This is a genomic window from Streptococcus cristatus ATCC 51100, from assembly GCF_000222765.1.
GTDB classification, from domain to species: domain Bacteria; phylum Bacillota; class Bacilli; order Lactobacillales; family Streptococcaceae; genus Streptococcus; species Streptococcus cristatus.
Genome location: NZ_AFUE01000006.1, coordinates 274147 through 297992 on the forward strand (window position 1 = coordinate 274147; position 23846 = coordinate 297992).

Consider the following 23846-nt stretch of genomic DNA (forward strand, 5'->3'; position numbering starts at 1 on the left):
CCATATCTCTGTCTTGTCATCAAACAAGCTGCACTGTAAGGTGTGCCTACCGAATTCTTATTGTTTCAAATTCATTTTATCAATTAGCCCAATTTCGTAAAGATTTGCTGCTCATTTCCACCAACCACAAGCTCGCTAAAAACAAATGCATCTACTACTTTTCTAATTTCCTATATTGTAAATTTTTCCTGAAGGGATGTCAAGGCTTTTTTAAAAATTTTTATAAAATGTTCGGTTTTTGTTTATATCGATAATCATTGAAAAAAATAAATTTCTTTTTGATGAGACTTTAGAAGCTTTTGGCTTGGTTTTTTGTTATAATCTTCTTTAGCAACTTTCAAGGAGAAAAACATGTCTTTCGACGGATTTTTTTTACACCACATGGCAGAGGAGCTGCGCCGCGAACTGTTAGGCGGCCGCATCCAAAAGATTAATCAACCTTTTGAACAGGAGCTGGTTTTACAGATTCGCAGCAACCGTAAAAGCCACAAGCTGCTCCTATCAGCCCACTCGGTCTTTGGGCGCGTCCAGCTGACAGAGACCACGTTTGAAAATCCAGCTGTTCCAAATACCTTTATCATGGTCATGCGCAAATACCTGCAGGGCGCCGTCATTGAAGCAATCCAGCAAGTGGAGAATGACCGGATTTTGGAAATCAGTGTTTCGAATAAGAATGAAATCGGTGACAGCGTGGCTGTGACTCTGGTCATCGAAATTATGGGCAAGCACAGTAATATCATTCTCTTGGACAAATCTAGCGGTAAGATTATTGAAGCCATCAAACATGTCGGATTTTCACAAAATAGCTATCGAACGATCCTGCCGGGTTCAACTTATGTTGCTCCGCCTCAGACAGGTAGCCTCAATCCTTTCACTGTGGATAATGAAAAGCTCTTCCAAATCCTACAGACAGAGGACTTAGAGCCCAAACGCCTGCAGCAGATTTTTCAGGGCTTGGGTCGGGATACGGCTACTGAACTCAGTGGCCGTTTGACAGCTGACAAGCTCAAAAACTTTCGAGCATTTTTTGCCAGTCCGACTCAACCTAGCCTGACCGAAAAATCCTTCTCTGCTCTGCTATTTTCCGACAGCAAGACCCAAATGTCCACGCTATCCGAGCTTTTGGATACTTTCTATAAGGACAAGGCTGAGCGCGATCGGGTCAACCAGCAGGCCAGCGAACTGATTCGCCGAGTAGAAAACGAGTTGGAAAAGAACCGGAAAAAGTTGGGCAAGCAAGAGGAAGAACTCCTAGCAACGGGGAATGCAGAAGAATTCCGTCAAAAGGGGGAACTCTTGACCACCTTTCTCCATCAAGTTCCCAACGACCAAGATCAGGTAGAGCTGGACAATTACTACACGGGTGAGAAGATTATCATCGCACTTGACAAGGCCCTGACCCCAAATCAAAATGCCCAGCGCTATTTCAAACGCTACCAGAAGCTCAAGGAGGCCGTCAAACACCTGACCAGCTTGATCGAGGAGACTCGGGCTACGATTCTCTACCTAGAGAGCGTGGAAACTGCCCTTGCTCAGGCCAGCCTGACTGAGATTGCAGAAATTCGGGAGGAACTAATCCAGACTGGCTTTATCCGCCGACGCCAGAGAGAGAAAATCCAGAAAAGACAGAAACCGGAGAAATATTTGGCAACAGATGGCCAAACCATTATCCTAGTTGGCCGCAACAACCTCCAAAATGACGAACTGACTTTTAAGATGGCTAAGAAGGACGAGCTTTGGTTCCACGCCAAGGATATTCCGGGTAGCCATGTGGTCATCACCGGTAATCTTCAGCCCAGCGATGAAGTCAAGACAGATGCTGCCGAGCTAGCTGCTTACTTTTCCAAAGCTAGACTCTCAAACCTTGTCCAAGTGGACATGATTGAAGTCAGAAAACTCAACAAGCCAACTGGCGGCAAGCCGGGATTTGTCACCTATACGGGCCAGAAAACCCTGCGCGTCACACCAGATGAAGAAAAGATTAAAAGCATGAAAATGTAAACTAATCAGTTTCTAAAATATCGATTTGGCGGATATTGAAAAACAAAAGAGGAGCTTCGGCTCCTCAAACTTACTGAATTTAAAAATCTAGTTATCTTTCAGAGGTTGGGACAGCAGAGTCCTAGCCTCTTTTTTTATCAGAAGTAGACAATTGTCACAGTAATTGACTACTCAACCTTGTCCATATCTGATCTTACTTCATCGACATTGAATTTTGCAAAGAGGAACTTACGGTCTTGAACTGGGAAACGTTGATCCAACTGATCGACAGCACCTAGCTCCACAATCCCTTCCTTGATAACAAAGTCCATAACGTGACCACCAAAGGTATGGTCGTCTGAAATAAAGTGAAGATGATAGCCGGCTACACTGACACCGTGGAAAATTTCGGGTGTCCAAAAGCCAACAATAGTTCCAGAAACATTGTCCGCATGGTACTCAGGCTGACTCACGGCCACCTCAGCAAACTTCTTCTCTGAGGTTGATTTTGGAATCATTCGCACATGCATGTGGGAAAATTCTCCATGAATCTTGATGGAGCGAAATAGATTTTCCCCATCGTAATAGGATTCAATTCGCTTTTCCAGTTCTTTATCTGTCATTTCGAAGCGTTGGCGGAAAATGACCTCCGCTTGATGTGGAACAACCGCAGCGTAGGGCACTGTTACATCATCTGAAACCTCTACAACTTCAGGCACATCGCCAGATCCCTTAGCCTGATAGGCCTTACCATCAAGAACAATCAACTCCCCATCAATGGAATCCAGTGTACCAATCCCTAAATCGCCGTATTTCAGGAGCTCCCCAATCGTCATGCTCCCACCATAAAGTCCAGCCATCAAGGCTCCTAGGGTATTATACTGAAATAATTTCACTGGCTCTGCCATTTTTTCTCCTATATCAATAAACTTCTGTATTTTCTAAGATAATTAAGTATATCATATTCTGGTCGAAATTCAAAAAAATCGTTTAATGGAAATTTGAAAAACCGCACGGGATACCTAAATCAGCTGACTTTCCTCAATACCGGCATCAGCTAGGATTTGAGCCACACGGTCAAACTTAAGTCGAAAATGCTCCAGCTTGTGACCATCGGAGCCAACTGAAAAGCGCTGACCACCCAGCTCCTTGACCAGACCAAGAGCGTAGATATAGAGATCTTCATGACCGTAGAGATACATAGACTTGCAGTTGAGTTCAAAGGCCAAACCATGATCACTCATCTTTTGAAAAAGCTGTCGCAGCTGCGGTTCAAAAGTTTTTAACTCCTCTACGGTAAGGTCGAATTTCCGAAAGCCATAGTCAAAGTGGGCTAGGACATCCGCCGGAACAGCCTCGATTGCCTCTTCTAATTCTCTCAGGTAACGAGGAATTAACTCCATCTTGTCCAGCTGCAAGACAGGCTCTTCCAGATAGTCAAAACTGCCATTGTGGTGGACAGATAGGAGTTTGATGTCGTATTCCTTGTCCGCTAGGAAAGCTAGGATATCCTCTTTACGCGGAGCGTAATAGCCAATTTCAATGCCCTTTTTGATGCGGTTGCCATATTGCTGGTTCAGCTCTGCTATTTTTACTGAATAAGCCGCATAGTCAGGCACATCATCATGGGGCGAGGCAGCTTGGTAAGGGTAGGGATTGGACAGGTCATAGTGCTCGGTGGTGACAATCTCGCCCTCGTAATGGTCCAGATAGTCAGAAAAATCCGCCTCAGAATCATAGGAAAAATAGGTATGAAGATGGTTGTCGCGCATGCTCATCCGCCTTTCTGCAAATCTTGTGTTCCTTTAATAATGTCAACGGTTGATCGACCTTTGTTTTAGATTTCCCACATTTCCTATCCTTTCGTTGACGTTATCCATGCTCTTGCCTTTCGACAGAAGCCATTTTATTTCAAAAATCCTCCTAGGCCTTTACCTTTCTTTCAGCATAGCACTGGATAGGTCTAGCAGCTGCAGCGCCGTCTCAAAGTGCTCTCCCATCAGGTCATAAACAGCATCTTCGCTCAAAACGCCACAGGCCACATCCTTAGGAAAGTCTGGTCGATTGGAAAATTCCAAATCGTCAAAGAAAACTTGGCTGGTGTAATAATCTCGGAGCTGGATATAATTCTTCTGGCTGGCCTCCAGCACAGCCAAAGCAGATTGAGCTGCAGCCAGAGCCTGAGCGTATTTATTCAAATGCTCTTCCATTTCTTGGATTCGTTTCAGTTGGGACAATATCTCTACTCCTTCTTTAATCAAACTATCGTGTCCGTAAGAAAACTTTACAAACTTTCGTACAAATCTGCCATAGCAGTGTCATCTGGAACCAAACGCAGGTACTTACCAGCCTGTATTTTCGCTTCTTCCACACGCCCTAGTTCGCGTAATAAATAAACATATTCTTCCAGAAATTCAGGGTTTTCCTGCAAGTCAACTGCCAGCTCCTGATAAAGCTCCCCAGCTTTCTCCAGATTTTCCAAGGCCTGATAAGCACGCGCCAGATTCCAGCGAGTCAAGACATTGTCTAGCTCTTGTTCCTCAAAAGCTAAAACCTCATCGTAGCGTTCCTGCTCCAGATAGAGATTGGTCAGGCGTAGAGCAATTTCCTCCAAATCATCTGCATTTTCCTGAGCTGCCAGCAAGTAGTTTTCAGATTTTTCCACATCATGCAGTTCGTAAGATAGTTGCGAAGCAAGAAGCAAGAGGCGAGTCTCGAAAGGATTCTTGGTCAAACCTTGCTCTGCCATTTCCAAAGCTTCCTCCGTCTTATGCTCCGCATGGAGAGACTGCGCATAGGCATACTCATATCCTTCAAAATCTGGCGAAATCGTATCCAGCTGCTTGAAGTACAAATTAGCTTTTTGGTATTCCTCTTGCTCATACAAGATAGCTGCTAATTCATAGACCGTCTCTTCATCGTACTCCAGCTCCACGGCCTTTTCCAAAAATTCAATGGCTGCTTCGATTTTCCCCAGACTGGCATAGCAAAGGCCAATACGCTGATAAGTGGACACTCCTGTCTGCTCGTAGATAGAGCGATTATCTAGCTGAGCATATTCCTTGATGGCCTGGGCAAAATTTTCCAATTCAAACTCAATTTCTGCTAAACCAAAAGTCACCAAAGGTTCGTCCGACAGTTTGGCAGCTTCCAGCAATTTCTCCCGCGCCACATCTGGCAATCCCTCTAGCTGATAGAGGTCAGCCTTGGTCAAGAGAGCAGCCACATACCATTCACTTTCTGAGTCAATTTCCTCTAAATAGGCAAAAGCTTCTTCCAAGTCACCATCGTCAGCAGCAATCGTTGCCAGACTGATATAGGATTCCGGAAAGAGCGGAGCCAATTTTTCATAAATTCGTTTGGCTTGAGGGAAAAAGCCGATACTTTCTAAGTAATCGGCTAATTCTAATAACTTTTGATCGGTATCTTGGCTCAAAGCCTCTTCAAAATATTTCTCAGCCTGCGCTAAATCTTGATTTTGCAGGGCTGTTAACATTTGTTCACTCTTATTCACTGCCTTCTCCTAATTCTTGAACACTTTCTTCATACAAACCGCTAACCTTCTTGTACCACTTAAAGAGCGCTGTGATGGCAACCTTGGCTGATGCATAAGCTGGAATTCCCAGCAAGACACCCCAGATACCAAACATGGTTCCTGAAGTCAGCAAAACAAATAAAATCGTAATCGGATGGATGCTTAATTGGCTTCCCAAGATCAATGGAGACACGAAGCGTCCCTCAATGGTCTGCTCCACAATAAAGACGATAATGACTTTCAACAGCATGATCGGACCAGCAATCAATCCAAGAACCAAGGCTGGCAACATAGCAAGGAAGCTTCCCAGATAAGGCACTAAGTTCAAAACTCCTGCGACAACGGCTAGAGTTACACCGTAACGCAAGCCAATGATCTTGAAAAGAATCATAAACATAAAGGCCACAATAATCGCTACGGTCACTTGACCACGAACATAATTGGCCAACTGGGTATTGACATCTGTCATGACCTGACCAAATGACTCGCGGAATTTCGTTGGCAAGAACTGAACCACATAACCTTTGAGATTCTTCCCGTCGCGCAATAAATAGAAAAGAATAAAAGGCATGATGATAATAGCCACAATGATTTGTGAAGCCGTACTAATCAGATTGCTAGCCCAATTGACTGCCTTTGATGAAAAATTACTAGCCCATGAAGTGATCTGAGTCGAAAGCTTATTCGTAACTTGCTCGATTTGTGGCTTCAAATCATCTGAAATATGATTGGTCAAAACATCATCAATCATTTTATTGGCTTGCTTGAGATAAGCGGGAACATTTTTTGAAAAACTCACTACCTGATGCTGCAAGTTAGGAATAGCGACCGCCAAGCCCCACACAATCAAAACACCAATCAAGACAAGGACAATTGTAATCCCAGCCACACGGTTAATCTTGCGCTTTTCCATCCAGTCGACAATGGGATTAAGCAGATAGTAAAGCAGTCCAGCCAAAATCACTGGCAGCATGATAACACCAATAAACTCAATCACCGGTGTAAAAATAAAGCTAATTTTGCTAAGAATAAAAATATTCAAACCGATGAGCAAGGTCACCAAAAATACGGTAATGGCCTTATTATCCAAGAACCATCTAAAAAACCAGGATAAACTAAAATCTTTTTCTTTGTGTTCCATATTCGACTCCTTTGGATATTCCATTTCATTGTACCATTTTTCAAAAAAAATTCTTCAAGCAACCATGATGAAATGCCTCATTTATCGGACTTTTTCACTGATTGAAGTTAAAGTCCTGTTTTCTCTATTCATTCTTCGAAAATAAAGAAAAATGAGGCTGGGACAAAAATCCTAGCCTCTCAATTGTCTTTGGAATGTCGAGCAAGACGCAGTGGTTGAGTGGGCTCTACTACGCTGATTTCATCAGCTTTTACAGCCCTACTCAACTGTGCGGAGGTGGGACGACGAAATCGAATTCTAACGAATTACCGATTTCTGTCCCACTCTCATTTGTTTTTTCACTATGGATGGCTGACAATCAGTTGCAAGTCGCCAGACAAGGTCCACTCTGTGACATCGCTCGGCAGGATGAAATGAGATCCTTTTTTGATAGGATACACTAGTCCATCCACTGTCAGCTCGCCAGCACCTTCCAAAACGCTGAACAGACTGTAGTCTGCTGTCTTTTTAAATTCAACAGAACCAGCAATGTCCCACTTGTAAACAGCAAAGAAGTCATTGGCTACCAAAAGAGTAGAGGTCAAATCGTCTGCCTGAATAGTAACGGGACGGCTATTAGCAGGCTCTCCGATAGTCAAAACATCAATCGATTGCTCCAAATGCAACTCACGAAGATTGCCAGCATCGTCCTTACGATCAAAGTCATAGACCCGATAAGTAGTATCGCTAGACTGCTGAGTTTCTAAAATCAGAATGCCTGAACCAATGGCATGCATGGTGCCACTTGGTACATAGAAGAAGTCACCAGCCTTGACTGGAATTTTGGTCAAAAGATGATCCCAGTCCTTGCTCTCGATTTGCTGACGCAGCTCTTCCTTGCTCTTGGCATTGTGACCGTAGATAATCTCTGCCCCTTCGTCTGCAGCGATAACATACCAGCATTCAGTCTTACCAAGCTCCCCTTCGTGCTCTAGTCCATAGGCATCATCTGGATGGACCTGAACGCTGAGCCAGTCATTGGCATCCAAAATCTTCGTCAAAAGTGGAAAGACAGGCTCCAGGCGATTACCAAAGAGCTCACGGTGCTCAGCATAGAGAGCATTTAGCTTCTGACCTGCAAAACGGCCATTCTTGACGGTTGAGACACCGTTTGGATGAGCCGAAATTGCCCAATACTCGCCCACATGGTCGCTGGGGATTTCATAGCCAAAAACATCACGCAGCTTAGTGCCGCCCCAAATTTTCTCCTGCATCACAGACTCTAGAAATAACGGTTCTGACATAATAGTCTCCTTACATATTTTTCATCTTCCAAAATCAGGCAATCCTTGATGATAAAAGTTTGGTACTGCTTACATTATAATATAGACTCGGGCACTTTGTCTACTCCTCAACTTACTTTACAAAGAAAAATCTGGCTCTCGCCAGACATTTATAATAAAAAGATTAAAGCTCCCCAGCAAATGCCGCAAAGGTATCCTATCACTACATCCTTTGGATAGTGCACTCCGCCAATCACGCGCACTAGAGCCAGCCCTGCCGAAAGTAAGAGGCAGAGAAGCCCCGGCAGCCAAAAAAAGTAGAGCAGGCACATGGAAATGACAGTTGCCGAAAAGACATGGCGACTGGGCATGGACTTGCCTGATGTATCCTTGGCCAGCAAGGGCTGAATAGCCCATTTTTCGTAAGGCCGTGCTTGATTCAGCCATTTACGAATCGCTGACAAGAGACCAAATCCAATAGCTGGAAGGAGAAAAAAAGCAAGTAGCCCTTTCCAACCCTCCATCAGAAAGGCATCAATCAAGACCAATCCATACACCAGAGGCATAAAAACAGTCATCCCCCTATTAAAATAGGCCATCCCTTTCACTATTCTAGGACGACTGCGAAAGGGAGTTGTTAATTGTTGATAAAAAATCTCGTAGTCTTTCATGCTTGCTTACCCTGCTTTTCTAAAAGTTGGACTCTCATACTTTCTCTACTATAGCATATTTCTAGACAAGATGGTAGATGGATAACAAAAGAGACTGAGACCCCAGCCCCAATCTCTTAGTATTCATGTTTTCAGAAAAGGTTTATTTCTCCAAGTTCCAGATTTCCTTGGCATATTGCTCAATGGTATCATCTGAGGTGAACTTGTCAGATGTAGCGATGTTAATCAAGCTCATGCGGGCCCATTTTTCTTTGTCACGATAGAGAGCATCAATCTTCTCTTGAGCTTCTACATAGGCATGAAAGTCTTCTAAGAGGAAGTATTCGTCATTGTGGGTAATGAGGGCTTCGTAGATTTCAGATCCTTCTTCACGGACGTTTGGAATGGTGCCGTTGACAAAGGTATCGACCACTCGGCGAATATCTGGATTGCTTTCATAGACACCGCGTGAGTAGTAATCATGGCGAGCATAATGCTCGTAAACTTGGTCCTTGTCCATCCCAAAGATGACAATGTTGTCGTCACCGACCTCGTCTTTGATTTCGATATTGGCTCCGTCCAGTGTAGCTAGGGTAATGGCACCTGTCATCATGAACTTCATGTTGGAAGTGCCAGAAGCCTCCTTGGAAGCTAGGGAAATCTGCTCAGATACATCTGCCGCAGGAATGATGAGCTCAGCCAGGCTGACCCGATAGTTTTCTAGGAAAACAACCTTGAGTTTGCCTTGCAGACTTTCATCCTTGTTGACCAGATTGGCTACTTCATTGATTAGCTTGATAACAGACTTAGCAAAGTGGTAGCCTGGAGCAGCCTTGGCACCGAAGATAAAGACGCGTGGTACCATGTCCTTGTCAGGATTGTCCTTGAGATCCCAGTAAAGCTTGATGATATGAAGCAGGTTGAGCAGCTGACGCTTGTAGGCGTGGAGCCGTTTCACCTGCACATCAAAGATAGCTTCTGTAGAAACTTCTACTCCTGTTGATTCCTTGATGAAGTCAGCCAGACGAGCCTTGGCTTCTTGCTTCACTCGGTAGAAATCGCCCAGCACTTGCTGATTGTCCTTGAATTCCAAAAGCTTGCGCAGCTCATGGATATCACTTCTCCACCCCTTACCAATTAACTTATCAATCTCAGTCGATAAAGGTTCATCCGCAATCTGCAGCCAGCGGCGCTGGATAATCCCATTGGTCTTGTTATTAAACTTCTCTGGGTAAATACTGTAGAAATCACGCAAGGTGTCTTCTTTGAGCAGTTCTGTGTGGAGTTTGGCAACACCATTGATTGAATGACCACCGATGATAGCCAAGTGAGCCATGTGGACTTGATTGTCCTTGACAATCCGAGTGTTTTCGATGACCTTCGGATCAAGGCCACGTCCAGCCATTTCAGCCACATAGCGGTTGTCGATTTCTAGGATGATTTGATAAACCCGCGGCAGGACATTCTTAAAGAGCTCCGCATCCCATTTTTCCAAGGCTTCTGACAAAATGGTGTGGTTGGTGTAGCTCATGGTCTTGACCGTCGCATTCCAAGCATCTGCCCATTCGAGACCATAGTCATCCAGCAAAAGGCGCATAAACTCAGCTGGCGCAACTGCTGGGTGGGTATCGTTGATATGGACGGAAACCTTCTCATGAATATCCTTGAGCGGACGACCTTGCTTGAGATAAGATTTGATAATGGTTTGCAGCCCTGCGCTGGTCATGAAGTATTCCTGAATCAGGCGCAGTTCTTTTCCTTTGTAACTAGAGTCGTCTGGATAGAGAATGGCAGTGATATCCTGTACCCGTCGACGGGCTTCAATGGTTGGATAGTCCAACTCATATTCTTCTGGGATTTCAACATCCCATAGACGGAGATTGTTGATGTTGTCATTGCCAAAGCCAATCTGCGGCACATCGTAAGGAACGGCCCGCAGTGTTTTAGAATGCTCATAAACCGGCACAATACGGCCTTCTTCATTGGCACGGAGGTAAACATTACCAAAGATCTTGACATCCACAATGCCGTGATCCTTACGGGTTTCCCAGACATTGCCCAGACTGCCAAACCAATCGTCTGGAATTTCCACCTGATAGCCATCTACGATTCTTTGCTTGAAAAGACCGTAGCGATAGCGGATCCCATTTCCAAAACCTGGATAGCCAGTTGTAGCTAGCGAATCCATGAAGGCTGCGGCCAAGCGGCCAAGGCCTCCATTTCCCAAGGCCATGTCGTGCTCAGCATTTTTTACATCCTCAAAGTCAACTCCTAACTCAGCAAAACTTTCCTTGACCGTATCAAGAATACCTAAATTGAGCAGGTTGGTTTCTAGCATACGTCCCGGCAGAAACTCAATTGAGAAATAATAGGCTGTCTTTTGCTGCTGTTCCACGAGTTTATTGCGACGCTCCAGCCACAGTGGCGTAATATATTTACGAATGGTACTAGCGAGGGCTTGAAAAAGCTCGGCAGGCGTAGCATCCGCAATCTTAATCAGCTGTCGTTCGTGCAAAGTATCCTTGAAATCTCGGATAAACTGTTCTTTATTTAATTCCATTTTTACCAATCAACTTCCTTTCTTTTAGGGAAAAGCATCCGTCTGGATAAGATATCAACATGAGAAAGACCACTTACCCGACAAATCCTCTCTTGTCAGAAACAAGAGAGGATTGCTGTTCTAATGCAATATTCTAGAGCAGTGACTCATATAAATCACTATATGCTCGACTGGCTGTATCCCAAGAGAAATCTCTTTCCATCGCCTGTATTTGCAGATTATGCCAAGCTTCTTGGTCATGCCAGTAAAGATTGAGGGCTTCTTTGAAAGTCCATGTTAACCAATAACCAGAGAAGTTATTGAAGCTAAAGCCTGTTCCCCGTCCACTATAGACGTTGAAAGGTTCAACCGTATCGCGCAAACCACCAACTTCGTGAACAAGTGGCAGTGTCCCGTAGCGCATGGACATCATCTGAGACAGACCGCACGGTTCAAAGCGACTCGGCATAAGGAAAATATCACTAGCTGCATAGATTTCCTGAGCCAAAGTAACATCAAAAAGGATATTAGCGGATAACTTTTCAGGATAAGCCTGGCCAAACCAAGCGAAGGCCCGTTCAAATGCAGGGTCACCTGTTCCAAGTAGCACAATTTGCACATCTTCCTGAAGCAGATTATGCAACTCTTCCACCACCAAATCAAAACCTTTTTGACGTGTCAATCGAGAGACGATACCAACGACAGGAACATCGTCCCGAACTGGCAAGCCTACTTTTGCTTGAAGAGCTCGTTTATTTTCCAATTTCCCAGTCAAATCATCTTTATTAAAGTGGTAAGCCAGCAATTTATCTGTTTCTGGATTGTAGATATCTGTATCAATACCATTGACAATACCGACCAGCTTGCCAGACTCCATCCGAAGAACCTGATCCAGACCGCAGCCAAACTCAGCTGTCCGAATTTCGTTGGCATAGCTCGGTGAAACAGTTGTCACGCGATCCGCATAGAGAATGCCCGCTTTCATCCAGTTGAGACAGTCATTCCAACGGAGAGTGCCATCCGCATAACGTTCATAGCCGACACCAAAGAGTTCCCAAAGCATACTATCCGGAAATTGTCCCTGAAACTCTAAGTTGTGAATCGTCAGCACTGTCTTGATATTGTTATAGGCCTGAATCCAGCGATATTTTTCCTTGACCAAGAAAGGAATCATAGCTGTATGGTAATCGTGCACATGGAGAACATCTGGAATAAAGTCAATGCGCTCCATCAGTTCGATTGCTGCTAATTGGAAGTAAGCAAAACGTTCACCGTCATCAAAGTCGCCGTAGACATGTCCACGGAAGAAATAATGCTGATTGTCAATAAAGTAGAAGCTGACACCTTCCAACTCAATCTTTTTGACACCGACATACTCCCGACGCCAGCCGACACTGACTTCAAAGGAGAAGAGGTCTTCAACTTGATCACCAAATTTAGCATCCGTCATATCATAATAGGGCAGAATGACTCCAACCTCATGACCAGCTTTGACCAAGGATTTGGGGAGAGCGCCGATAACGTCTCCCAAGCCACCCGTCTTGGAAAAAGGTGCCCCTTCTGCTGCTACAAATAAAATTTTCATGAAACGATGTCCTCTGTAACTTTTTGACCTTTCTTCAGTACAACTGGATGTTCAGCTGTCCCTCGAACGACTACTCCTTCAGCAATCTCAACGCCCTTGTCCACAATTGCATATTCTACCACTGCATTTTTTCCAACGACAACGCGTGGGAAGAGGAGACTGTCTTTGACACTGCTACCTGCTAAAATTCTTGTATTCCGCGAAATAACAGAGTTTACAACTTCACCTTCTACAATACTACCTGACGCAAACTGAGAGCGATTTACTTTCGATCCTGTTGCATAGTAAGTCGGCTCTTCGTTTTTCACCTTTGTATAAATCTTTTGATTTGGTGAGAAGAGAGAGTAGAATTTCTGCCGATCAAGCATATCTTTATTGGCCTTATAGTATGATTCAACAGAGTAAATATTTGCCAAATAGCCTGTATACTCATAAGCAAAAGCTCCAACTTCAGCTGCCAAGTCCCGAAGAACATAGCGCAGTTTTTGTGGGAATTCTTTTTGGGCTTCTTCTTCCAATTTTTCAATCAACCAAGGCGTATCTACTACAAAAATATCTGTAGACATATTGAAGAGCTCGCCCTCGTCTCTATCACTATGTAGCTTGTGTCCTAGGACATGGTCTGTTTCACTGACTTGCAGAACTGCATTGACATCTGAAATATCTTTAGATGGCAATTTCTTGTAAACCACTGTCATCGGTTGCTGGGTTGTGTTATGTAAGTGGAAGACCTGATTTAGGTCAATGTTGATCAACACATCACAGTTCAGGGCTACAGTTTGGTTAGAGCCTGAGCGCTTCAGATAAGTCAGTAACTGTTCATAATATTCCTTACCAACTGTGCTGCTTTCTACACGAGTATTGTAAATGCCTAGATAGTAGTGGCTCAAAAGTGTAGACAAGCCCCACTCACGACCTGAACGAATATGGTCAAAGACAGAGCTGATATTGTCTTGTTGGAAGATACCAAAGACACTACGAACACCAGCATTAGCAAGACTAGACAGTGGGAAGTCAATCAAACGGTATTTCCCACCAAATGGCAAACTAGCAACTGGACGATGGTCTGTTAAGGTTGACATGTCGTGGAAACCGACCGTATTTCCTAAAATCGCTGAATATTTATCAATCTTCATCTGTTGGTACCCCCACTTTTTCATTATATCCGACTACTTGCACTTCATCTGTTCCGTCAATCTCTACACCATCAGAAATAACAGCACCCTCACCAATGATCGCACGTTTAATCTTAGCTCCTTGGCCAATGATAGCGCCACTCATAATGACAGAATCAATGACTTCTGCACCCTCACGAACTTGAGCGCCTGTTGAAAGAATAGAATGCTTAACAGTTCCATCTACAAAACAGCCGTCAACTACCAAAGAATCTTCAACATGAGCATTCGCACCAAGGTAGTTTGGTGGTGAAATCAAGTTACGTGAGTAAATTTTCCACTGACGGTCACGACTATCTAAAGCATTTTCTGGACTAATGTATTCCATGTTCGCTTCCCAAAGTGACTCAATCGTACCAACGTCTTTCCAGTAGCCGTTAAATTCATAAGCATAAACGCTTTCGCCAGATTCAAGATAGTTAGGGATAACATTTTTACCAAAGTCGGACATATCTACATTGCTCTTTTCAGCAGCAATTAGCATATTACGGAGACGTTGCCAGTCAAAGATATAGATCCCCATAGAAGCCTTGGTTGATTTAGGATTTTCTGGTTTTTCTTCAAATTCAACGATCCGGTTATTGGCATCGGTATTCATGATACCAAAACGGCTAGCCTCCTTGAGAGGCACATCCAAGACTGCAACCGTCAAACTAGCGCTGTTATCCTTGTGGGATTGGAGCATATCATCGTAGTCCATCTTGTAGATATGGTCACCGGATAGGATTAAAACATATTCAGGATTGATACTGTCGATATAGTCGATGTTTTGGAAAATAGCGTGGCTTGTTCCCTCAAACCAACGATTTCCTTCACTGGCAGAGTAAGGCTGAAGAATGGATACACCTGTATTGATACCATCCAAGCCCCAGCTTGAACCGTTCCCGATGTGACTATTCAAAGCAAGTGGTTGGTACTGGGTAATCACACCGACATTGTTAATCCCAGAGTTGGCACAGTTTGACAGCGCGAAATCAATAATACGATAACGACCACCAAACTGTACTGCTGGTTTTGCAATACTTTGTGTGAGCTTTCCAAGACGAGTTCCTTGCCCACCGGCAAGAATCAAAGCTAGCATTTCATTCTTCATATCCTACTCCTTTGTGGAATCTTTTTTAGCATTTTTACGAACATTCACACGACGCTTGATTTTCCAAATACTTGCTCCCAAAGCTGGTAGCGTAAAGGTCAAGGTCTGCGGATAATCTTTCCATAGTCCCTCTTGAGACTGCACTGTTTCGTTGTGTTCCTTCCAAACACCTCCCCACTGCTCTAATTCAGTATTCCATACCTCTTCATAAACGGCTGCAACTGGCACACCAATGGTAAAGTTTTTGCGCTCTACTGGCACCATGTTGAATACACAGACTAACATATCTCCTTTTTCCGTCTTACGGATAAAGGAAAGGACGCTCTGATCGGTATTGTCTGCGTCGATGATTTCGATGCCATCATAGCTCAAATCAATCTCCCAAAGCGGACGATTGTCTTTATAGAACGCATTGAGCTCAGAAGTGAAGGTTTGCATCTGCTTATTCATATGATCGTCCAGATTTGACCATTCCAGCTGCTCTTCTGACTTCCACTCTAGGAATTGACCAAATTCTGAACCCATAAAGAGCAATTTCTTGCCTGGATGGCAGATTTGATAGGTCAAGAGGTTGCGTAGACCAGCAAATTGATTATAGCGGTCACCCCACATCTTATGCATCATGCTCTTCTTGCCGTGAACGACTTCGTCGTGAGAGAAAGGCAAGAGGAAATTTTCAGAAAATGAATACATAAAGCTGAAGGTCACCAAATTAAAATCGTACTTGCGGTAAATCGGGTCTTCTTCGTAGAACCGGAGAATATCGTTCATCCAACCCATATTCCACTTGAAGTCAAAGCCCAAACCGCCCATCTCTCTCATACCCGTAATCTTGGTTTCGGACGAGCTCTCTTCAGCAATCATCATAACATCTGGATGAAATAGCTTGATAACTGTGTTCAAGCGTTCCAAGAAATAATAGCCTTCATAGTTACGATTACCGCCGTCCTTGTTTGGCTGCCAAGGACCACTATCATAGTCTAGATAAAGCATATTGCTAACCGCATCCACACGAACCCCATCTAGATGGTAGAAATCAATCCAGAACTTGATGCTAGAAATCAAGAAGGATTGCACTTCATTTTTTCCTAGGTCAAAATTCAAAGCACCCCAGCCATAGTTATGAGCTCGGTCATGATCCTGGTACTCAAAGGTTGGTGTTCCATCATAGTAGGCCAAGGCATCGTCATTGATGGTAAAGTGGCCTGGAACCCAGTCCACAATGACACCAATATTATTCAAATGACATTCTTCGACAAAGTCCTGAAATTCCTCTGGCGTTCCATAAGTATGTTCAAAGGCAAAGTAACCCATGAGCTGGTAACCCCAGCTGAGTCCCAAAGGATGGGCCATGAGCGGCATGAACTCAACGTGCGTGTAGTTCATTTCTACCAGATAAGGAATCAACTCCTCCTTAAGCTGAGCCATAGAATATGGACTGCCGTCAGGATTTCGTTTCCAAGAGCCAGCGTGTACTTCATAGATATTGACCGGTCTTGAGAAAAAGCCCCAACGCTTTCTCCGAGCCAGCCAAAGTCCATCTTGCCACTTCTTCTCTGGAATAGTCCGAACAATAGCTCCCGTACCAGGGCGCTCTTCAAAATAGATAGCCAGCGGATCAATTTTCAAGATTTCCTGACCGCTACTGCGTTTGATATTGTACTTGTAAATATCTCCTTCCTTAGGCAAATCCGTGAAGATTTCCCAGACACCGCCTTCATTGCGAGTCATAGGAATCTGCTCTCCATACCAATTGGTGAAATCTCCAATCAGATGCACATTCTGCGCATTTGGAGCCCAGACTCTAAAGGTGTAGCCAGCTTTGCCATCCACCACATCCTGATGCACTCCTAAATAATGCTGCAAATGAAAGTTTTCACCTGTTGTAAAGGTTCTTAATGCTTCTTTTTTGTCCATTTAGTCACCTTTCTATTTGTAAGCGTTTTCTATGTTTCTATTTTACCTCATTTTCTTATATTTTTCAAGCAAATTTCCAAAAACAATCTCAAAAATTTCAAAAGCCCAATTTCTTCAAAAGAATGAGTTGCTGTATCAAGGTTTTTGTGGAAAATATCTGATAAAATACTGATTTCAAAGAGTTTGAGGCTAATATCTGTAGCTAAAAATCAATCCCTGTACTAGGATTCCTAAAATAATTTATCTAGACCAATATGTAAATTTACATTTTAAATTGATAAGTAATCAAAAATATAAATACTTATTTCTTTTCAAATTGTTCAATCACATGTTAGATTTACAAGTTCATTATGGTAAGAAAAAAGGCCGCACAAAGCCGCCTTTCTCATTATTTCACATCAAACACGATAGATTTCACTTGTGTCATCGCTTCGATACTGTACCGAATCCCTTGCACTCCAGCTCCAGACCCTTTAAGACCAAGGAATGGGAAGTTATCTGGACCACGCTGAGTCTTATTATTGATATGTACAGTACCCACTTCCAGTTTTTCAGCAATTTCAAATGCTTTCGGAAAATCATTTGTAAAGACTGAAGATTGCAGACCAAATTCTGACTGATTACAGATCTGGATAGCCTCTTCAAGGGAAGTCACACGAATAATCGGAAGAACAGGACCAAATGGCTCTTCCCAAGCTACTTTCATATCCAGTGTCACATGGTCAAACAAGGCAGGCCAGATGAGATTTGCTTCACGTTTGATTTCTGTCAAGGCTGACGCTCCCTTTTCATGAGCGTCTTCAATCAAGCCCCAGATGAAATCTGCTGATGAATGATCAATGACTGGTGTGATATCCGCATTATCAAAGGGATCACCAACCGTCAGTTTCTCTACCTCTTCCTGAAGCAGCGCCGCTAATTTATCTGCTACACTCTCCATGACAATGACACGCTTAATAGCCGTACAGCGCTGGCCAGAATAACTGTATGCCCCGCCAACAATCTGCTTAGCTGCATGCTCCAAGTCAGCATCTTCCAACACAACTGCAGCATCCTTACCACCCAATTCAAGCATAATTGGACGCATACCAGCCAACTTACCGATGCGTTCACCGATTGGAGTGGAGCCCGTAAAGTTAATGTAGTTTACTTCCTTATGCTCAATGATGTAGTCTCCGATTTCTGAACCGCGACCTGTGATGGTATTGAAAACACCAGCAGGCAGACCAGCCTCAGCAAAAGCTTGAGCCAAGAGCAGACCAGAGATGGAGCCTTGAGTAGGTGGCTTAAACATCACGACATTTCCGCCGATAAGAGCAGGAGCAATTTTGGAAGCTGACAAATTAACTGGATAGTTGAATGGCGCAATGGCCAGTACAACTCCTACAGGCTCACGCCGGACTACAGCCAGTTTTTTCTTGCTGGCAGCTTCAAAGCCACCACCTTCCATAACCTGACCGTGAATACGAATGCCCTCTTCAGCCGCATAGCGAATCAAGTCTGCTGTTCGGACTACCTCTCCGACTGCCGCTTTGATGCCCTTAGCAACTTCTTTTGCCAGAATTTCGCCAATCTTCTTCTGATCACGCTCCAAAATATCCGCAGCCTTATGCAAATAAGCCGCACGTTCAACGGCTGAAAGAGCGCGCCAAGCTGGCAAAGCCGCACGAGCGCTCGCCATCGCATCGTCTACTTCTACCTGTGTCATGGCAGGAACAGTTCCTAAAGTCTCATTGTTAATAGGAGATGAGATAGTAATTTCATTTTCAGAAACGCTCCACTCACCATTTATGTAGTTCTTATATTGCTTCACGTGTCCCCTCCAACATCTTATTAAGTATCATTTTACCAAATTTTCTGAAAATTTCAACCTAATTTTGTAAATTTAAAGAAAATTTTCACAAATTTCATGAATTATCTTCTTTTGCTCATATTAACCCTCTATATTTCTCTCTTTTTTATCAATTCTCACTTTCTACACTAGGTCCACTATGACGCTGAAGAAAACTAAAAAAAGACCAGGAAAATTTCCTGATCTTAATTTTCAGATTAATCGAAGTCAAGATATTCTTTTTCAAGTTCAAGAACTTCTTCCATCGTTGCACATTCAGTCAATGCGCGTTGTGCAAGTTCTTCCATCTTCTTCGTATCCAATTTCTTCATGAGGCTACGAGTCCGAAGAACTGAAGTTGCACTCATAGAGAACTCATCCAAGCCCATTCCGACAAGAAGCGGCACAGCTGTTTGGTCACCGGCCATTTCTCCACACATACCTGCCCATTTGCCTTCAGCGTGAGCTGCCTTGATAACGTTGTTGATCAAGCGAAGGATAGATGGGTTGTATGGTTGGTAGAGGTATGAAACTTGTTCGTTCATGCGGTCAGCTGCCATTGTGTATTGGATCAAGTCGTTAGTACCGATAGAGAAGAAGTCAACTTCTTTGGCAAATTGATCCGCCAACATTGCTGCCGCTGGAATTTCAATCATGATACCCACTTGGATATTGTCCGCTACAGCAACACCTTCCGCTTGCAATTTCTCTTTTTCTTCTTCGTAAACTGCTTTAGCCTTACGGAATTCTGTCAAGAGAGCAACCATCGGGAACATGATACGCAATTGTCCATGTACAGAAGCACGCAAGAGAGCGCGGATCTGTGTACGGAACATAGCGTCACCAGTTTCAGAGATAGAGATACGCAATGCACGGAAACCAAGGAATGGGTTCATTTCATGCGGCATATCGAAGTAAGGAAGTTCCTTATCTCCACCGATATCCATCGTACGGACAACCACTGGTTTTCCATTCATGCCTTCCAAGACAGCCTTGTAAGCTTCGTATTGCTCGTCTTCTGTTGGGAAGTCTTGTGAATCCATGTAAAGGAATTCTGTACGGTAAAGACCTACGGCTTCAGCACCATTTGCATTGACACCTTCAACGTCTTTTGGTGTACCGATATTAGCAGCGAGTTCAAAGTGTTTGCCATCGGCAGTCACTGTTTGAGCATCTTTCAAGAGAGCCCATTCAGCTTTTTGTTTAGCATAAGCCTCACCAGCTGCCTTGAATGCTGCTGCTTGCTCTTCAGTTGGGTTGATGATTACTTCACCAGTGATACCATTTGCTGCAATGATATCGCCATCTTTAACGAGTTCAGTGATATTATTTGTTCCCAATACCGCTGCGATTTCAAGCGTACGCGCCATGATCGCAGAGTGGCTTGTCCGTCCACCGATATTAGTTACAAAAGCTTTAACAAATTTCTTGTCTAATTGAGCTGTATCAGAAGGAGTCAAGTCATGTGCAATGACAACTGATTCTTCATTGATAGAAGCTGGATTTGGTAATTTCTTGCCCAAAAGGTTTGCCAAAACGCGCTTCGTTACGTCACGAATATCTGCCGCACGTTCTTGCATGTATGGATTGTCTTCCATACCTTCAAAAATAGCGATAAACATGTCTGTAACTTCTTTCAGACCAGCTTCCGCATTTACTTTCTTAGTACGGATCGTTTCTTTGATTTGACCAACCATTTCAGGGTCAGCGAGTACCATTAAGTGAGCGTCAAATACTTGAGCCGCTTCCTCACCAAGGCTATCTACTGCTTTCTCACGGATAACAGAAAGCTCGTTCTGTGAAGCTTCAAGAGCTGCATCCAAACGAGCCTCTTCTGCATTAGTATCATCGACTGAAACAGTCTCAAATGACAAATCCGGTTGAACTAATAGATATGCCTTAGCAACAGCAACACCATCAGACGCTGCAATTCCTTTAAGCATTTCTGTCATTTTCTTATGCCAATCCTTCTTTTTCCATTGTTTCTGAGATAGCAGCGATAGCATCATCCGCGTCTGCACCTTCAGCTGAGATTGTAACGTCAGCACCTTGGCCAACACCAAGACTCATAACACCCATGATTGATTTAAGGTTTACTGATTTACCTTTGTACTCAAGAGTGATATCTGAAGCAAATTTGCTAGCTGTTTGTACCAACAATGTTGCTGGACGCGCGTGAATACCTGTTTCTGCCACAATGTGGAAATCTTTAGAAGCCATAGTTAGACTCTCCTTTAAAATAATTCTTTTTGAGTTAAAGTGATAACCCTTACAAGTTGATATTATATCACTTTTTGAAATCTTTTTCAAGAATTTTATAGCCCGCTTACAAAATATTTCGTTAGAGTTTGAAAATGAATTCTGTTTTAATTATAGTAGATTCAATCATCAACTCCCTCTCTTTCCGAAATAGTTTCAAGGCTTTCTTCCTTATAATGAATTCTTCTTGGTCTAGCTTCGCTTAAAGTACAGTAAGCGCTGTTACTTCTTGTGGTTATTTCTCTTTGTTTCGATGTTTTATACACTATATATTGTATCTCTATAGTTGCTATAAGAAAATATCATACAATATTTAGTTCAAAACTGTTGACATCGAATTCGCTTTTAGATATACTAGTTTCAGATTAAAATTTAAGAAAATGAAAGTATAGAGGAATCATCTAATGGTAACTATTTACTCTAAAAACGATTGTGTTCAATGCAAGATGACCAAGCGTTTTCTTGATACCAACAATGTGGAATATCGCGAAATAAACCTTGATGAGCAACCAGAATACATCGACCATGTTAAAAGCCTCGGTTTCAATGCAGCGCCTGTTATTCAAACGCCAACTGAAGCATTCTCTGGTTTCCAGCCTGGTAAACTTAAAAAATTATCATAATCTCACCAGTATTTAGAGCTTTGTTGCCGCTCCTATCATTCGTAGGAGCCGTTTATTTTGTAAAAGCAAAAGACATTTTAGAAAAAGGAAAATTATGGGACTCAAACACTTAGAAGATGTGACTTACTTCCGTCTAAATAACGAAATCAACCGTCCAGTCAATGGGCAAATCATGCTTCACAAAGACAAAGAAGCCTTGGAAGCCTTCTTTAAAGAAAATGTTGAACCAAGCACGATGAAGTTTGCTTCTATTACTGAAAAAATTCAATACTTAATCGAAGAGAACTACCTGGAAAAAGAATTTATCCAACTCTATTCTCCTGAATATATTGAAGAGTTGTCTGCTTTTATCCATGCTCAAGATTTTAAGTTCAAATCTTTCATGGCAGCCTATAAATTCTACAACCAGTACGCACTGAAGACAAATGATGGTGAATACTATCTGGAAAGCATGGAAGATCGGGTGCTCTTTAATGCCCTCTACTTTGCCAACGGAGATGAAGCCATTGCCAAGGATATTGCAAATGAAATCATCCACCAGCGCTATCAACCGGCTACACCAAGCTTCCTCAACGCTGGCCGGGCTCGTCGTGGCGAATTGGTTTCCTGCTTCCTCATCCAAGTAACTGATGATATGAACTCAATCGGCCGCTCCATCAACTCTGCCCTGCAATTGTCTCGTATCGGAGGCGGGGTCGGTATTTCCCTTAGCAATCTGCGGGAAGCTGGAGCGCCTATCAAGGGTTATGAAGGAGCTGCATCTGGCGTTGTTCCTGTTATGAAACTGTTTGAAGATAGCTTCTCCTATTCTAACCAGCTGGGCCAACGTCAGGGAGCTGGAGTTGTTTACCTCAATGTCTTCCACCCAGATATCATCGCTTTCCTTTCTACCAAAAAAGAAAATGCTGACGAAAAAGTTCGGGTCAAAACCCTCTCACTCGGTGTTGTCATTCCAGATAAGTTCTACGAATTAGCGCGTAAAAATGAAGATATGTATCTCTTCAGCCCTTACTCAATCGAACGTGAATACGGTGTACCATTTGCCTATATCGATATCACAGAGAAATACGATGAGCTAGTTGCCAATCCTAAGATCACCAAGACTAAGATCAAGGCCCGTGATTTGGAAACAGAAATTTCTAAACTGCAACAAGAGTCTGGCTATCCTTATGTCGTGAATATCGATACAGCTAACCGTGCCAATCCAATCGACGGCAAAATTATCATGAGTAACCTTTGCTCAGAAATCCTGCAAGTTCAAGAGCCTAGCCTCTTGAATGATGCGCAAGAGTATATCCACTTGGGAACAGATGTGTCATGTAACTTAGGCTCTACCAACGTTGTCAACATGATGACTTCGCCTGACTTTGGCAAATCTATCCGGACTATGACACGTGCTTTGACCTTTGTTACAGACAGCTCACACATCACAGCTGTGCCTTCTATCGACAACGGTAACAGTCTGGCGCATACCTTTGGTCTGGGAGCTATGGGACTGCACAGCTATTTGGCTCAGCAGTTGATCGATTATGGATCAGCGGAAGCTGTCGAGTTCACCAGCATCTACTTTATGCTCATGAACTACTGGACCTTGGTTGAGTCTAACAATATCGCTCGCGAGCGTGGTGTGACCTTCCATAACTTTGAAAAATCTGACTATGCTAACGGCACTTACTTTGACAAATACCTGACGGGTGAATTTGTACCTAAGTCTGACCGTGTCAAAGAACTTTTCAAAGATATCTTTATCCCAACCGCTGCTGACTGGGCAGAGTTGCGCGACAAGGTCAAGGCTGACGGTCTCTACCATCAAAATCGCTTAGCCGTTGCACCAAATGGCTCTATCAGCTACATCAACGATGTTTCTGCTTCAATCCATCCAATTACTCAACGGATCGAAGAACGTCAAGAAAAGAAAATCGGTAAGATTTACTATCCTGCGGCAGGTTTGTCAACTGAGACCATTCCTTACTATACTTCTGCCTACGACATGGATATGCGCAAAGTGATCGATGTCTATGCAGCCGCAACTGAGCACGTGGACCAAGGACTTTCACTGACACTCTTCATGCGTAGTGATATTCCTAAAGGCCTCTACGAATGGAAAAAAGAAAGCAAGCAGACAACTCGCGACCTTTCTATCCTGCGTAACTACGCCTTCAACAAGGGAATCAAGTCCATCTACTACGTCCGCACCTTCACTGACGATGGCAGTGAAGTAGGCGCTAACCAATGTGAAAGCTGTGTGATTTGATT

General features: G+C 43.4%; 18 protein-coding genes and 1 other annotated feature (1 of these 19 running past the window's edge). Of the genes, 3 read left to right on the forward strand and 15 right to left on the reverse strand.

Annotation, left to right across the window (positions count from 1 at the left end):
* Positions 1-181, reverse strand: a binding site (T-box leader) (it extends 53 nt beyond the left edge of the window).
* A 170-nt stretch (positions 182-351) separates the two neighbouring features.
* Positions 352-2001: an Rqc2 family fibronectin-binding protein FbpA gene (gene fbpA / locus HMPREF9960_RS04820; RefSeq protein ID WP_005589607.1), complete on the forward strand. Its 1650-nt coding sequence runs from the start codon at positions 352-354 to the stop codon at positions 1999-2001.
* 167 nt (positions 2002-2168) lie between these two features.
* On the opposite strand, the gene budA is transcribed toward fbpA, so the two are convergent.
* The 15 genes from budA to HMPREF9960_RS04895 form a co-directional block, all read right to left on the reverse strand.
* Positions 2169-2888: an acetolactate decarboxylase gene (budA, locus tag HMPREF9960_RS04825; protein ID WP_005589606.1), complete on the reverse strand. Its 720-nt coding sequence runs from the start codon at positions 2886-2888 to the stop codon at positions 2169-2171.
* Between the two features lie 114 nt (positions 2889-3002).
* On the reverse strand, positions 3003-3752 hold the full coding sequence (locus HMPREF9960_RS04830) for a PHP domain-containing protein (RefSeq protein WP_005589604.1): 750 nt from the start codon (positions 3750-3752) through the stop codon (positions 3003-3005).
* Positions 3753-3911: 159 nt separating this feature from the next.
* Positions 3912-4217 carry a DUF4298 domain-containing protein gene (locus HMPREF9960_RS04835; protein ID WP_005592171.1) on the reverse strand — a complete coding sequence of 102 codons (306 nt, stop codon included), beginning with the start codon at positions 4215-4217 and terminating at the stop codon, positions 3912-3914.
* A gap of 47 nt (positions 4218-4264) precedes the next feature.
* Positions 4265-5494, reverse strand: a complete 1230-nt coding sequence (locus HMPREF9960_RS04840) for a tetratricopeptide repeat protein (protein WP_005589602.1) — start codon at positions 5492-5494, stop codon at positions 4265-4267.
* Complete coding sequence (locus HMPREF9960_RS04845) at positions 5487-6656, reverse strand: AI-2E family transporter (protein ID WP_005592177.1); 1170 nt, start codon at positions 6654-6656, stop codon at positions 5487-5489. Before HMPREF9960_RS04845 ends, HMPREF9960_RS04840 begins: the two co-directional genes overlap by 8 nt.
* Positions 6657-6997: 341 nt before the next feature.
* Positions 6998-7939: a mannose-6-phosphate isomerase, class I gene (gene manA / locus HMPREF9960_RS04850; protein ID WP_005589600.1), complete on the reverse strand. Its 942-nt coding sequence runs from the start codon at positions 7937-7939 to the stop codon at positions 6998-7000.
* A 149-nt stretch (positions 7940-8088) separates the two neighbouring features.
* The gene (locus HMPREF9960_RS04855; protein ID WP_005589599.1) at positions 8089-8589 is read right to left on the reverse strand and encodes a phosphatase PAP2 family protein; all 501 of its coding nucleotides are present in this window, start codon (positions 8587-8589) and stop codon (positions 8089-8091) included.
* 142 nt (positions 8590-8731) lie between these two features.
* Complete coding sequence (locus HMPREF9960_RS04860; protein ID WP_037586184.1) at positions 8732-11128, reverse strand: glycogen/starch/alpha-glucan phosphorylase; 2397 nt, start codon at positions 11126-11128, stop codon at positions 8732-8734.
* 133 nt (positions 11129-11261) lie between these two features.
* Complete coding sequence (glgA, locus tag HMPREF9960_RS04865; protein ID WP_005589597.1) at positions 11262-12692, reverse strand: glycogen synthase GlgA; 1431 nt, start codon at positions 12690-12692, stop codon at positions 11262-11264.
* Positions 12689-13828 carry a glucose-1-phosphate adenylyltransferase subunit GlgD gene (gene glgD / locus HMPREF9960_RS04870; RefSeq protein ID WP_005592169.1) on the reverse strand — a complete coding sequence of 380 codons (1140 nt, stop codon included), beginning with the start codon at positions 13826-13828 and terminating at the stop codon, positions 12689-12691. Before glgD ends, glgA begins: the two co-directional genes overlap by 4 nt.
* Entirely contained in the window at positions 13818-14960 is a 1143-nt protein-coding gene (locus tag HMPREF9960_RS04875) for a glucose-1-phosphate adenylyltransferase (protein WP_005589595.1), read from the reverse strand. Before HMPREF9960_RS04875 ends, glgD begins: the two co-directional genes overlap by 11 nt.
* Positions 14961-14963: 3 nt before the next feature.
* Positions 14964-16877: a 1,4-alpha-glucan branching protein GlgB gene (gene glgB / locus HMPREF9960_RS04880; protein ID WP_005589593.1), complete on the reverse strand. Its 1914-nt coding sequence runs from the start codon at positions 16875-16877 to the stop codon at positions 14964-14966.
* 388 nt (positions 16878-17265) lie between these two features.
* Positions 17266-18690: an NADP-dependent glyceraldehyde-3-phosphate dehydrogenase gene (locus HMPREF9960_RS04885; RefSeq protein ID WP_005589591.1), complete on the reverse strand. Its 1425-nt coding sequence runs from the start codon at positions 18688-18690 to the stop codon at positions 17266-17268.
* A gap of 236 nt (positions 18691-18926) precedes the next feature.
* Positions 18927-20660 carry a phosphoenolpyruvate--protein phosphotransferase gene (ptsP, locus tag HMPREF9960_RS04890; protein WP_005589590.1) on the reverse strand — a complete coding sequence of 578 codons (1734 nt, stop codon included), beginning with the start codon at positions 20658-20660 and terminating at the stop codon, positions 18927-18929.
* 4 nt (positions 20661-20664) lie between these two features.
* Entirely contained in the window at positions 20665-20928 is a 264-nt protein-coding gene (locus HMPREF9960_RS04895) for a phosphocarrier protein HPr (protein ID WP_005589589.1), read from the reverse strand.
* 443 nt (positions 20929-21371) lie between these two features.
* On the opposite strand from HMPREF9960_RS04895, the gene nrdH reads away from it, so the two are divergent.
* On the forward strand, positions 21372-21590 hold the full coding sequence (gene nrdH / locus HMPREF9960_RS04900; RefSeq protein ID WP_005589588.1) for a glutaredoxin-like protein NrdH: 219 nt from the start codon (positions 21372-21374) through the stop codon (positions 21588-21590).
* Between the two features lie 94 nt (positions 21591-21684).
* Positions 21685-23844, forward strand: a complete 2160-nt coding sequence (gene nrdE, locus HMPREF9960_RS04905; protein ID WP_005589587.1) for a class 1b ribonucleoside-diphosphate reductase subunit alpha — start codon at positions 21685-21687, stop codon at positions 23842-23844.
* The last annotated feature ends 2 nt before the right edge of the window (positions 23845-23846 follow it).